This is a genomic window from Gemmatimonadota bacterium (assembly GCA_009838845.1).
GTDB lineage: Bacteria > Latescibacterota > UBA2968 > UBA2968 > UBA2968 > VXRD01.
Window position 1 is genome coordinate 20,815 of record VXRD01000158.1, and the last position, 13,449, is coordinate 34,263.

Below are 13,449 nucleotides of genomic sequence, written 5' to 3' on the forward strand. Positions count from 1 at the left end.
CTGTAAAGGGGTTTGATTTATATAATAAAAACCGACCTGATGATGAGGCCGGTTTTTATTTTTTTTACGTTACAGTTCTGCACTGAAAACGGCGTCACGGTTTGCCGATGTTAAAGCCAATCCCCACGGCTGTGCGCAGGGCACTTGCGTCTTCTTGCTCGCCAATGACCCAGCGTACCTCAAACAAAATTTCCATTCTGCGGTTCAACAATTGTTTTTCCATGCCGACCAGAATAAAGTGAAGCGCAGCCTGGTATTCGTTTTGAAATTCGTTGATGATCAACCGCTCGCGCCGCACCCGGTTCACTCCCAATCCACCGCCCATATACGCATACGCGGTTCCCGATTTATGCGGCCACAAGTACTTTAGAAAAGCCCCACCACCTCTTGCTTGAATCTCGGTACCGTCAAGATCAGATCCGCTGCCCGTTTCAGCACCTATCTCGAGGCGGAGATTGGGCGAAAAGACGGTTGCAATATCTGCTTGAAGCACAAAGAAATGCCTTGTGTCGTTTGCCTGTACAACGTCTAAACCAACCTTGGTTGCCAGATTGTAGAGCTTAAAACCGGCCTGGGCACTCGTTGTAAAAAAAATTAAGACCAAAAGTCCGACACCAGCAAAGACCCTCATAATAAACTCCTGACAGCACTTTTTGACGGTGCCGGATAAATTTTCTATCTACACGACGCCAGTGCTAATTGTTTGAGATAAGAATAGGTATAAATTCCCGTATCGTGTCCATCTGTCCACCGAATTTGGATGGCATAATTTCCGACTGGAATGACATCCGACAGATCTGCCGATGGCGTTTGATCCGCAGTAATCATCTGCAATTGCTCGTCTTGCTTTGCCCGCAGGTCTCCACACAATGCACATGGGCAGGCTTTCCGCACGTCGGATAATTGCACGCGCAAAATTCCATCGTCCGCCCAATCCATTTCGAGCCATCCCTCTGCGCGGTCAACGCGAATACGTTTGGGTTTTTCTGCCACGACCAGCCCCCCTAACGCTTCAACCGATGCCTTAATCCCAATTCCTGAAGCAAAATACCGTATTGCTCGCGCAGATCGTTTTGCAGAGCAAAGGCGCGATTATAGGCGATTGCCGCATCTTCAAAAAAACCCTGAGCTGTCAGGGCACGCCCCATTAAAATATAATTAAGCGCGTAATGGGGCCTGCGTTCTGTGGTCTCACTGGCCATGTCGAGTGCCTGCTCTAATTGTCCCGTTTTTAAGTAAATCCAGCCCAAACCCTGATAGGCTGCGATGACATCGGGATTCAGGGCAAGCCCCTGCTGATAATATTGCTCTGATAGAATTATATCGCCTATTCGCTGATATAAATATCCAAGCGTGACCAGAGCGCTTGCGTCAGTCGAGTCTTGGACAGCCAATAGCTGACAGGCGTCAATTGCGCGATCAAAATCTTCCATCCGCAAATAAGCTGATATGAGAAGGCGCAATGCTTGTGTGTGTGCGGAGTTTTTTTCCAAAATATCGCGCAAGGCGACAGTAGCAGCACCGGGATTGCCAGCTTCCAGCGAATCGACAACACTTTTCAATGCGGGGTCGAGAATTACAGCCATCGAATCATCCGAAACCACGACCATAGATTCACTGCTTTCAAACACCTCTTGAGCACTGGAAATCTCTGCACCCAAAAGCATAACGACGATTATTCCCAGTCGCAATATCATATATTTTTCCTGACAGTACCAAAAAGTCACATCAATGCGAGGTGCTTGGGGGACAATACCCTCATAGATACAAGGGGCGTCCTGTGTAGGGCCATTGATCGGATGACTTTGGCAAACTCAGTCGAGTCGTCGAAGTTGCATCCCATACAAGGGGATCGACTATGGGGTAATCAGTAGAGGCGTGTGGCAAAATTGCACGATGTAATCGCTGGCTTTGGCGTATAGAAAGGCCCGGCTCGTAAATTTCAATGGCCGGGCGATTGCACCACATCACAAGAACAAGGTCCGGATCAATCTCTATTCGCTGACAAATCAATTTGAGTATCAGATAAGCACCTGCCATAAATTTGGTCATAGAGTCCTTTTCTATTTTTTGCTTTGATCGCTAACCGCTCTTGCTGCCAAACGCGGCGACAAAGAGGAGAAAGTCTGGAAAATCAATTGTCCCACTGCTATCCAGATCCATACTGGCATTAAAACCGTCATCGGATGAAGACTTGCCAAATTGCGCGACAAAGAGGAGAAAGTCTGGAAATTCAACCGTGCCGTTGCCATCAAAATCACCAGTTAGCATAGTCGGTGGTGGTGTTGGCGGTGGTGTTGGTGGTGGTGTTCCCGTATCCTTCATTTTCGCAAAAGTAATTACGATCCTGATTGGATCATCTGGCGGTACGTGCTGAGACAGCGCACTCATAGCCAGGGGTCTTACAGCTTCGGATAATGACTGCAATAATTCATCTAACAGAAGCGGGCGTATGATCTTCAGTGAATCCGCCGTAGCTGTGTACGTATAATTGAGTGGGTCTTCATTTTCGAGCGTTATGGTGAGTGCATGGGTATCGGATGCGACTGTATAATTTCCCTCGTATCGGCTCGTATCGTGTACAGCGACCGTAAGTGGAACCAATAATACCGCAGAGACATTGGTTAATGTTGTGTAGTCAGATTTAACACTGCCATCTGAACCAAAAGTTATTGTGCCGTTGATCTCACCTTCAACTGTAAGAGGTGATACAGCCTGCACGAGCCCGGCTGGAACATAAGCATCCAGCCCGACCTTCTCAGCTACCCAGGAGCCGACGATCTCGCCACCTTGCGGCGTGGGAGTTTCCGGTATCAGTCCCGCATCTGCCTGTCCAAATGTTATGAACGCCGTTATAAGTAAAACGCAGTTTCTCAATACCTTAAACTGCCATTTTTTGACCGCGACGCCAAAATTTGATCCGTTCATATCCCTCCTCCAGTGTTTATTCGGTTCTTCCAAAACACACGATCACTTTTCAATTTACGCAATTCGCGTGTCCTCTGCAATACTTAAACGCTTGTTGTCAAATCTTTCATCGCGTGCTATTTTGAAGTATTCTGCAAAATGATACCTGCGAAAGGAGTGTGTATGCAATATCGAGTTCTCGTCGATGTCGATCTTCCCGATGAAATTCCAGAGATGATAAATAACCGCTGCGAACTGCACATTTTGGCGCACGACAATGTTTCAGATGATAAAGTCGCGTCTGCACAAGGGCTGCTCACTTATGGACACCCGATTATCGGCGGTGATTTTATGGATCGCATGCCCAATTTGAAGGTTATCAGCAATTTTGGTGTTGGTGTAGATCACATTGACCTGTCAGCAGCCAAACAGCGCGGAATTCCAGTTGGCAATACGCCCAATATGCTCGATGGCGCAACAGCCGATATGACTTTTGCAATGCTCATGGCCGCCGCCCGCAATATCGTTATTGGCGACCGTTTTGCCCGCAGTGCGGCGTTTACGCACTACGATCCACGCATTTTGATCGGTCACGAAATCCACGGTACAACACTGGGTATTATTGGTATGGGAAATATCGGTAGGCAGGTCGCACGACGGGCAAAGGGATTTGGCATGAATGTGCTTTATCACAACCGAAAACCCGATCCCAAAGCCGAGGTCGAGTTGGGCGCGACTTATGTATCCCTCAACGATTTGCTCGAACAATCGGATTTTGTCACTTTGAATGTGCCGCTGACTGAGGAAACGCGAAATATGATTGGTCGAGATCAGCTCAGGCGAATGAAAAGAACCGCCATACTGGTCAATCTGGCGCGAGGAGGTGTTATCGATCACGATGCACTCGTAGAAGCTCTTGATAATAATTGGATCGCAGTTGCCGCGCTCGATGTGACCGAGCCAGAACCTCTTCCACGCGATCATCCCCTCCTGTCTATGGACAATGTAGTTATAGTTCCCCACCTGGGCAGTGCCACACGCCAGACGCGTATAGCAATGGCCCAGCGCACGGTAGATAATCTTATAGCTGGACTCACGGATCAGCCATTGATCACTTATGTGGTGTAAGATAGGTGCTAAGCGCATTCAGCGCTCATTTTGTCGCATCGTCGTCTCAGTCGTTTGAGGTGATTTGAGAATCTGTGATCTCCCGCGAGATTGAATGATTCGTGGGGGTCATTGCGAAGGTCGTAGAGTTCCTCATAGACGGGCTGTTGCTCGTAGTAGCGAATGTATTTCCATCGTTGTGTGCGTACGCCTTCGCTCTTGGGGATTTCGGCGCGGTGGAACCGGTGTTCGCAGAAGAACGCTTTTCGCCAGTCAACTTTCTTTTTTTCCAATAATGGAACAAGAGATTTGCCCTGCATTTTGTCCGAAACGTTCAGATTCGCCAGTTCGAGGATGGTTGGCGCAATATCGATGTTTAGTGCCAATTCTTCGCGAATGAGACCTCGATTGTTTTCATCAGCCCGTGGATCGAGGATAATAAGGGGTATGCGGATCGACTGTTCGTTCAACTGCCAGCAGTCGCTGAGTCCGCGATCTCCGTAGTACATCCCGTGGTCGGATGCGAAGATTATGACTGTGTTGTTGGATAATGACAGTTGATCCATGGTCCCGAGAATCCTGCCTATGTTCCGATCCACACCGCTCACCATTCGGTACAGCCCTCGCATGTTTCTCTGGTAGTCCTCAGATGTCGCATAGCGTTTTTGCCATCGCACGCGACTCTCTGTTTCGCGAAGAAATTTTGGCAACTGTCGGAAAAAGTCGGGATGGGCGTTGAATGGCTCTGGTATCTGCGTCTCTGCATAGAGATGATCTTCAGTAGCGGGCCAGATGTAGCAGCGCGGATCATTGTCCTGCGCGTGCGGCGCATTGAAACTGATGGAGAGACAAAATGGCTGGCCGGGGTGATCTGATTGATGTGTGCGCAGGAAGTTGATCGTTTTGTCCCCTGTCATGTCGGTCAGGTGGCGCACACTGCCATCGGGATGTCTGATTTCATACCCTTCTTCGGTCCAGTGTTCGTAGTTGTCGAACACGTCAAACATCTTTCCCACTGCATCTCCGTCCTGCAGAGAAGGGGCGATTCCGTTGGTGGCTATGCCGAATTTGCCGATTAGCCCCGTGCGATAACCCGCCATTTTAAGAGTAGCAGGGTAGGAGATGTCGGTGTATGCGCTTTGAAGGGGTGGTGTGAGGAAGGTGAATCGGTGGCGTCTTTCATAGGTGCCCGTGAGATAGCTGGCCCGGCTTGCAGCGCAGATTGGACTTGTGCAGAACGCGTTTTCGAATCGCACGCCGCTTGCGGCAAGTCGATCTATGTTTGGGGTTTTGATGATTGGATTGCCAGCGCAACCGAGCAGGTCATTGCGCTGGTTGTCGGTCAGTAGAAAGAGGATGTTCGGAGGAGGTGCCTTCACATCTCATCCAATTCAATGCGTTGACCGGTGTCATTTGATCTGTACGCCGCTTCAATGATTCTGGCGACTTTTAAGGCATCTTCTCCAGAGGTTGGAGCCGCACCTTTGCCCGCGGTAGATCGAATAAAGTCATCCAAAAAAGTGATCCCATAAGCACCGCCATAAGCATCGACTTCGGGTAGCGTATAATCAAAGGTTCGCTGAGATGCCGTGTGCCAGCCTTCTGCAACGCTTTCGAGATACAATTCTGATGGGCCACCTGAGGGCGTCCAGAACACGCGGCCCTCGTGACCGCGAAATCCCATATACGTGTCGTAATTCGGCCCCATATAACCCGCGCCACTTATTGATAGTTGATAACCGGCCTGCATACTGCCCAGCGCGCCATTGGAAAACCGAAAGGATAGAGACGCCACGTCTTCAACATCGATGTTTTCGCCGCTGAGCGTATCGACAATTGCAGAAACGGAGACGATGTCTGCGTCCATTACATAGCACAGCAGATCAATATAATGACACCCCAACCACGATAAGATACCGCCGCCGGAGATTGACCGATCAAATAGCCAGTGTTTGGGATCGCGAAATTTTACCTGTGATGTGACCATCCGAGATTCACAAGATGTCACGTGACCTATTGCACCACCTTGCACGAGTCTTCGCGCTTCACAAGCGGTGGGGTGATAGCGATTCTGATACATGACGCCCAGTTGGACACCCGCTTTTGCCGCACCATCCACGACCTGAGAAACAGCGGCAACCGAAGCACCAATGGGTTTTTCACTGATGATGTGGATACCCTGCTCGAATAAGCGCAGACAAAGGTCCGGATTCTGGTCGTTTTGGGCGCAGGCTACACCAAAGGCTATATTTTCAGAGCCTAAAAGTACGCTGAGATCGGAATAAGTACCTGCGACTTTATCTGTTGAGTTAAAGCTGTTCAGAGCCGAGGGGTCGGCGTCATAAAGAATGATCTCATCTACCAGTGAAGAAGCCTGCAGGGTTTTGAAATGGGCTTCTGAATGGGGATGTGTCAGGCCAAATAAGCCAGCGCGAACGGGTTGCATTAGATTATCCTCATGGATAGGGCTATAAATACGGCAGTACTTCGCGCTTGAGCGCGTTGAGATATGTCCATTCTTCGCCGAGATCCTGGAAGATCAATGTGTAATATCCCGAGAAATTGACTTTGCGCGTCAAGTCCAAACAGGTCAGGAATTGGTCCCGCAACATGATCCCATCTTCGTAATCCGCTTTGGTGTGAATCGTATCTGCAAATGGCAACGCCTCTGCGAGGTCGCCCAGCTTGTGTTCCCCTTTGAAGTTGCCAAAATCAGTACACAATCCGATTTTTCCCTCGCATCTGTTCAAAATATCCAGTAGAGGGGCTGCGCGCTGGGTTAATCGCTTGAAATTCTCGGTCATGACACGTACGCCACAATCGCGTGCATAGTCCGACAATTGCAGGAGATTTTGCGCGCTGAGTGCTATGGATTCCGCGTCTGGCTCTGCTTCGCCGGCGATTACGCGCACATTCGCCGCGCCACAGGTGGATGCGATGTCAATCCATCTCCGAATTTCCGCCAGGTCCTTTTCCCTTTGTTCGAGATCGGGATGCGTAATATCCCAGGCGTCGATTAAGATGCTGTAAAGCGATACGCCGTGTCTGTCCAGTTCTGCACGCAGATCTGCGATAAACGCATCATCCGTTGTGGGGAAATGAAAATGGCAGATTTCCAAATGCCCGATGCCGTGTGATGCTATTTCGCGGGGGACATCGAGCAGTTTTATGCGCCCTCCATCGCCATTTCGGTTCACAAATCCATCGGGCGTGCGATCGTACCACGCCTTGCCCAAAGCGCGGTGTAAGCTCCAGGTGGAAATAGATAGTTCTGGCATATTATAGTCTCCTCAATGCGAATTTGCGTCCTGGTGTAACCTTCCATATACAGGATAACGCCTACTTACCAAAGGCGTTGGCAAAGATCAGAAAGTCCCCAAATCCAATTGTGCCATCGTTATCCAGATCGTATCTCGCATCATATCCTTCGTCGCTCTGGCTCAATTCGAATTGCTGCACAAATAGCAAAAAATCGGTAAAATCAACGCGACCATCACCACTAAAGTCGGGCCTTGCCAGCAAAAAATCAAGGGCTGTTTTGATCAATAGGTCCTCGCCTGTAGTGTCGGTAGAAAATGCAACGTGGACATCAGGTGATAGCCCCTTCCCTTCGAATGGATCTCCATCGGGTGTGAAAGCTACCCAAGAGGGCAAAAACACGATCACGCCATTCGACAAGGATACAGGTTGTGGATTACCTGAACTGCCGTAGGACATCTCGCCCATCAATGTGCATTGTGACACCTGCTTCATCATTAACAGGAATGCCTCGCAACTACTCACGTTGACCGGTCCCATCAGAACGACTGTGCGCCCTCGAAAACCGAGGACGGATGGCGTCGGATTCAACGTTCGGGTCATAATTTCAGAAAATCCTGACGGCATGGAAGGATCGCGGAAGTGATGCTGGGCATACACTACGGGATGCTCGACAAATCGACCGGCAATTTCCCGAGCCAACTGCTCGGCTCCTCCGCTATTGAATCGAACATCCAAAATCAAGGTATCATCAGACGATAGTCCGTCGATCCAGGTCCCGGCGGCTTCGATATCTCCGGCCTGTTCTCGTCGCCAAGTTCCAATCATTAGATACGCTGGTCCATCCTGAAATCTTCCGGTAGCCACTACGTCATTGACAGATCGAAACCCAGAGACCGTTTTTTTGATCAGATCTAAATCCACATTTGGGCTGATGCTTCGCCGAAAGCTGGCAAAAGTTTCATCACCCACTTTGAGCCAGATGTGAATATCGCGGGCGATCTCTAAGAGCTGCCCAGCAAGCGTGGCAAATTGGGCGCGCGTTTTCGCATCGATTAACCGCGACTCAAACTCGGCAAATCGGGCGTCCCAATCCACGCCCCGCAGATCGCGATGGGAATACCGATCCTCAATGGTCGATCTCAACTGCTTCAACGATTCTCGATTCAGTTCTTGAGATAGAGAATCCACTGTGCCCGATGGCGCAGTGCGGAAGGAGATGGGATATGGGACTGCGGGAAGCCCGTTGGTTCCTCGGAAATTCTGATAACGGTCTGAGTTTATGCTCAACCAGTATGCGTGATCCGGTTTGAGTCTTATCGAGAGAACGATGGTCGTGTTGGATATCCACTGCGGTCTGCCGACAACTTCTGGGAACGTGGGACCACCACCCACAAACGAATAACCGCTGGTCACCATGGGCTGATCGAAAGTAACGCGCAGTTCATTCGTCGCGGGATCCACTGACATCGCGCCATTCTCCGGAGAGGTCCGAACTACGCGAGGACGTTCCTGAGCATCTACGGTTACGAATCCGATGAAGAACCAAAGACATAACAGCGTTCGGCGTACAATCAACGCCCGATGCAAGCGCCATGTAGATAATTCTGTAATCTTATGACCGACTCGCACAATACTTACCTTGAAACCGATGACACCCGATGAAGATGCGCTTCACGCGGCGGTGTTAGCGAGTCCGTGCGTGCTTCCGGCGCGAGCAGCAGTTCCTTGAGGTCTGGGCTGTCCATCTTCTCTAATCGTCTCCACTGATCAATGGGGACGAGCACAGCTGTCTCCACACCCCGCTTGGTCACAATCTGTGGCCCCTCAGCAAGGCTCGTCTTGAGTAGCTCGCTGAACCGCGCCCTGGCGTCCTGTACTTGCCATGTCTTGGTCATACTTCCTCCAAAGATTGCTATGATGTCTGATTTTCACGTATTCTTGCAGCCCACTTTTTCAGATAGGTGGCAGATCGCCTGTGCGGCTTCTTCAACATCGGATTTGGAGATGCCGATGTGTGGGATCAATCTTATCAGGTGTGTGCCGATGACGCTTACGCGTATGCCGTATTCGGCGAGTAATCGGTCGCCAAAATCGCGGCCGGAAATGCCCAATTGAGCCACGTCAAAGCGCACCATGTTGGTCTCTACGCCTTCGACATTGATTCCAATTCCGGGTGCTTTTGCAATGCCTTTTGCCAGGCGTTTTGCATTGGCGTGATCTTCTGCCATCCGTTCGACGTTGTGTTCTAACGCGTAAATACCCGCAGCGGCAATGATGCCAGCCTGCCGCATGGCGCCTCCGATACGCTGTTTCCACTGCCAGGCATTGAGAATAAACTCTGATGGTCCCGCCAGTACAGCCCCCACAGGCGCGCCCAGGCCCTTGCTCAGATCGATCCACAGGGTGTCAAAAGACTCGGCGTACGCTTTTGGTGCAATGCCAGTTGCAACTGTTGCATTTAGCAATCGTGCGCCATCCATGTGCGTTAAAGCACCTTTTTCGTGCGCCATATCGCATACTGCGCGTATCTGTTCGAGGGACCATATACGTCCCCCCGGCATATTTGTGGTCTGTTCGGCACAGACGAGGCGGAAGGGCGGTCTGTATCGCGTTGACGGCACCATAACCTCTGCCATTTGCCCGGGTGTAAACATGCCATTTTTTCCATCAATGGGATACAGCGTTGCGCGAGCGAGCACCGCTGCGCCACCGGCTTCTGATATGAGCGGGTGTGCGGTGCGATCCACCAAAATGAGATCTCCTGCGCGGCAGTGAACCGCATAAGAAATCTGGTTGCACATCGTTCCCGATGGCAAAAAAAGGGCCGCCTCTTTGCCCAGCATCTCGGCGACCATATCCTGTAGGGCATTCACCGACGGGTCTTCGCCCTTTTGCTCATCACCCACTTCTGCCCGACACATAAACTCGCGCATCGCTTGCGTTGGCACGGTGGATGTATCACTGTAAAGATCAATTTTAATGTCAGTCATTTATCTGCTTTCTCCTGGGCCAGATTTGAAAAGATTCAGAAACCGATCTTCGTAAAATGGATAGAGGTTCCAACGGTCGAGTTCTGCTTTGAGTTCATTGGCTTTTTTGTGAAACTGATCATTTTTTTTCACTTCGCGAAACATCTTTTCAATGCGTTCCATAACGGACTGAGGCACTTTATCCTCTTCGATCTTTCCGCCTGGAAATTCGTTTTCTGGAATATCGTCCATGTGGGAAAATGTCTTTTGGATTTGCATCTCAATATCTTCCATTGTGCCTTCCATCTTTTCGGCAGCGTCGTCAATTTCCGACATATCGACCGAAAAATTTAACAAATGTGCCAGAGTCAGCACAATCTCTTTTGAGGCTTTGGGGTTTGGGATGGGTGCTGCGTATTGCGGCATGGTTCCCAAAAAACAGGCTGCATTGAGATCGCGTTTTTGAGCAAAGCCCAGCAACAGACCATTAAGCCCTGAGACCATCCCCTCTTTCAAGATCTCCACGCCATGCGATGCCAGTAAATCTCGAAATTCAGTGTTGTTCGCCACTCCCAGCACCTGTGCATCTTCTTTGTGACTGGACTGTGTGAGATAGGCCGCTCCTGTGAGAACGGTATCGATGCCGACCCGCTGTCCCACGTCCAGAATTTTGTCCAATAATTCATCGCCGGGTACTCCGCCTATTTGCGCTTCACTTTGAAAAATAATCAAATCGTGTTCTTCCACTGCATAAAATACATGGGCAGGCGGATCGGGAAAGGTCGCGAGCCCATCTTCTACGATCATGGCTTCGGGCGTGAAGTGGGATTGCATGTCTATTTCTGCAAATGCGACGGCATCGAGTTTGCGCCGGATATAGTCAATCGCACCAATTCCTACACTGCCCATACCGGGCCATCCGGCAATTAATACGGATGCCTGAAAGGAACGGGGCAATTCTTTCAATACGTTTAGTTTCATTTTGTGACCTTTCCACAGAGGACAGAGCGTTTTAGAAATAATATCAAATTACAGACCTGGACACAACCAGGTTAATGCCCAGAGTGCCATTTCTCGAGCGGATGAGAGCGATCGGGGTTTGGAAAAACAACGCGCTGTCCAGAAATTTGGGATGCGTACGCTCCGTGAATCATTTCCAATGCCCAACGTGCATCTCGATCACTGGAAATGGGTGCGCGGTCGCGTTCTATAGCGTCAATCAGGTCGATAATGGCGCGATAATTTCCCGTCTCCTGCAAGTGATCACCCGCAAGGTCGAGCGCCTGCCACTCACGACCACCTCTCCAGGGTGCCCACAGTCCATCTTCGTAAATGGATATTGCTTCTGCTCCTCCGCTTATGGCTATCCGCCCAGATTCTCCGACCAGCACCAGCCCATAGCCCTGTCCTTTTCCCGATTGATTGGCCCGCGAGACAAATGAGCCATCCACGCCATCGCGAAAGGAAAACAGGCTGACCACGCCATCGCCCGCAATCGCGCCAATTGGCTCTGTGGCTTCCCGCACATCCTCGGGTGTGATTTCACGGTCTCCAACTGTAACGCGCGCTGTCATCCACAGGGGATCGCCACCCAAAAAGCGCATCATGTTGAAGAGATGTGTTCCCAACACCAGCATGTCTTCGCCGCCTCCCCGATGGTCTTGTTTGCCATACCCATGCATGGATAGGAGCTTTCCAATTTGATTTTCCCGTATTAAATCGCGCACTTGATGTAATTGCCTGAGGTAAACAGCCTGATGCGCTACGGCAATTTTGCGGTTGTGCTGTTCGGCGGCAGCCACGATGCGGTCTGCGGACGCGAGGTCGCCTGCAAGTGGTTTTTCCGAATAGACATGGCAGCCAGCTTCGATACACGCCACGATCATTTCTTCGTGACAATCGACCCACCGGGGACACACGCTGACAATATCGAGGTCTTCTTTTTTTAGCATGTCGCGATAGTCCGCATACCCTCGCTGTGCTCCGGCATCTGCGATAGCCTTTTCCCGTCCGGCAGTATTCGGATCGGACACAGCAATCATATCCACGCAGTCGATTTTTTGATAGGGCACATGCAGGCCATGTCCAAAATTGCCCTGCCCGGTCCGACCAATAGCACCGGCGCGATAGCGTTTTTCTGCCATTATGACTCCTTATTAGGGTAAAAATACGACACCCAATGCCGCGTTGGGATTCCGAATGAGTTCTTCACAGGCTTCGGGTGCGTCATCCAATGCAACCCGATGGGTGATGAGGGGAGCTACTTTTAAGTGTCCGGTATCCATAAAGCGTAAGCATTCCTCCAGGTTTCGCCTCGTTGTCCATTGCATAAAAACGGAGGGATAATCCGCACCGTGTTCCCATTCCTCGTCGTGATAGCCCGGTCCTGTGCGTGCGGCACTGCGGACATCCAGATTGCCCAGCGCGGATGCAAAGCCGTGTTCTATCCGGGCGCCACCCACAATGACAATGCGACCCATCAAGTGCGTGTCGGGTGCTTTTTTAATCATTTTGCTAAGCGTGATAAAAGCTGGCGTGCCATCACCACCAAAGGCAATTACACCGCCATCGATACCATAACCTCGCGTAAAAGTTTGCGATACTTCAACCGGGTCTTCCTCTGTGATATTGACCCCGCGCAGCAAGCCACAGGTAGCGGCTTTTTTAAGACGCATGGGCAATTGGTCCAGGCCCATTACATAACATCCCGAAATGCGTGCCCACTGACAGGTAAATTGCCCCACAAGTCCCAGGCCTGCCACGGCAATGTGTTCGCTGAGTTGGAATGCGCCGCGCCGCACGGCATTTAAGGCGGTTGCAACGAGATGAATAGACGAGGCGTCTTCATCGCTGACGCCATCGGGAATGGGTACTGCCATATTGCGCGGCACACAGGCATGGGTCGCATGTTGGGCATATCCGCCCCCCATACAGGCCACGCGCGTCCCAAGCGGTATGTCTTCACACCCCGCGCCTTGCGCCACGACCACGCCGGCATTGGAATATCCAAACGGGCGAGGTACGGCATCCGACGGGTTTTCTCGCCGCCTTTTCACCCCACCCAACTCTGTGCCGGGACTGACCATGCTCGCCGAGACTTCTATTTGAACCTGGCCTGGCTTTGGGTCTGCAACCGGTTCTTCGATGACCGAAATTCCGCCTTGACCGTCAATTGCCGCTACTTTTCGCATTGTCATTCGTGTCC

Annotated in this window: 15 protein-coding genes; 1 reads left to right on the plus strand and 14 read right to left on the minus strand. The window is 50.8% G+C overall.

Annotated elements, in window-relative coordinates; all coding sequences use genetic code 11:
• Nucleotides 1-94: 94 nt before the first annotated feature.
• From F4Y39_22160 to F4Y39_22180, 5 genes are all read right to left on the minus strand, one after another.
• Nucleotides 95-631 (minus strand): hypothetical protein, encoded by a 537-nt coding sequence (locus F4Y39_22160; GenBank protein MYC16442.1) that lies wholly within the window; start codon nt 629-631, stop codon nt 95-97.
• Between the two features lie 44 nt (nt 632-675).
• Nucleotides 676-993: a DUF971 domain-containing protein gene (locus F4Y39_22165; protein ID MYC16443.1), complete on the minus strand. Its 318-nt coding sequence runs from the start codon at nt 991-993 to the stop codon at nt 676-678.
• A gap of 11 nt (nt 994-1,004) precedes the next feature.
• A complete protein-coding gene (locus tag F4Y39_22170; protein ID MYC16444.1) occupies nt 1,005-1,697 on the minus strand; it encodes a tetratricopeptide repeat protein in 693 nt (230 codons plus the stop codon).
• 61 nt (nt 1,698-1,758) lie between these two features.
• On the minus strand, nt 1,759-2,052 hold the full coding sequence (locus tag F4Y39_22175; GenBank protein ID MYC16445.1) for a hypothetical protein: 294 nt from the start codon (nt 2,050-2,052) through the stop codon (nt 1,759-1,761).
• A 30-nt stretch (nt 2,053-2,082) separates the two neighbouring features.
• Nucleotides 2,083-2,928 (minus strand): hypothetical protein, encoded by an 846-nt coding sequence (locus F4Y39_22180; protein ID MYC16446.1) that lies wholly within the window; start codon nt 2,926-2,928, stop codon nt 2,083-2,085.
• Nucleotides 2,929-3,090: 162 nt separating this feature from the next.
• On the opposite strand from F4Y39_22180, the gene F4Y39_22185 reads away from it, so the two are divergent.
• Nucleotides 3,091-4,035 carry a D-glycerate dehydrogenase gene (locus F4Y39_22185; protein ID MYC16447.1) on the plus strand — a complete coding sequence of 315 codons (945 nt, stop codon included), beginning with the start codon at nt 3,091-3,093 and terminating at the stop codon, nt 4,033-4,035.
• Between the two features lie 8 nt (nt 4,036-4,043).
• Here the strand turns inward: F4Y39_22185 and F4Y39_22190 are convergent, their stop codons facing one another.
• From F4Y39_22190 to F4Y39_22230, 9 genes are all read right to left on the minus strand, one after another.
• Nucleotides 4,044-5,393 carry a sulfatase gene (locus F4Y39_22190; GenBank protein MYC16448.1) on the minus strand — a complete coding sequence of 450 codons (1,350 nt, stop codon included), beginning with the start codon at nt 5,391-5,393 and terminating at the stop codon, nt 4,044-4,046.
• Complete coding sequence (locus tag F4Y39_22195) at nt 5,390-6,460, minus strand: Gfo/Idh/MocA family oxidoreductase (protein ID MYC16449.1); 1,071 nt, start codon at nt 6,458-6,460, stop codon at nt 5,390-5,392. The genes F4Y39_22190 and F4Y39_22195 overlap by 4 nt, the downstream gene beginning before the upstream one ends.
• A 22-nt stretch (nt 6,461-6,482) precedes the next feature.
• The gene (locus F4Y39_22200; GenBank protein ID MYC16450.1) at nt 6,483-7,292 is read right to left on the minus strand and encodes a TIM barrel protein; all 810 of its coding nucleotides are present in this window, start codon (nt 7,290-7,292) and stop codon (nt 6,483-6,485) included.
• Between the two features lie 61 nt (nt 7,293-7,353).
• Nucleotides 7,354-8,904: a hypothetical protein gene (locus tag F4Y39_22205; protein ID MYC16451.1), complete on the minus strand. Its 1,551-nt coding sequence runs from the start codon at nt 8,902-8,904 to the stop codon at nt 7,354-7,356.
• Between the two features lie 5 nt (nt 8,905-8,909).
• Complete coding sequence (locus tag F4Y39_22210; protein MYC16452.1) at nt 8,910-9,170, minus strand: type II toxin-antitoxin system Phd/YefM family antitoxin; 261 nt, start codon at nt 9,168-9,170, stop codon at nt 8,910-8,912.
• A gap of 33 nt (nt 9,171-9,203) precedes the next feature.
• Nucleotides 9,204-10,265: a low specificity L-threonine aldolase gene (locus tag F4Y39_22215; protein ID MYC16453.1), complete on the minus strand. Its 1,062-nt coding sequence runs from the start codon at nt 10,263-10,265 to the stop codon at nt 9,204-9,206.
• A complete protein-coding gene (locus F4Y39_22220) occupies nt 10,266-11,225 on the minus strand; it encodes a hypothetical protein (protein ID MYC16454.1) in 960 nt (319 codons plus the stop codon).
• Nucleotides 11,226-11,296: 71 nt separating this feature from the next.
• Nucleotides 11,297-12,388: a Gfo/Idh/MocA family oxidoreductase gene (locus F4Y39_22225; GenBank protein MYC16455.1), complete on the minus strand. Its 1,092-nt coding sequence runs from the start codon at nt 12,386-12,388 to the stop codon at nt 11,297-11,299.
• 12 nt (nt 12,389-12,400) lie between these two features.
• Nucleotides 12,401-13,441: a zinc-binding alcohol dehydrogenase gene (locus tag F4Y39_22230; GenBank protein MYC16456.1), complete on the minus strand. Its 1,041-nt coding sequence runs from the start codon at nt 13,439-13,441 to the stop codon at nt 12,401-12,403.
• Nucleotides 13,442-13,449: the final 8 nt, after the last annotated feature.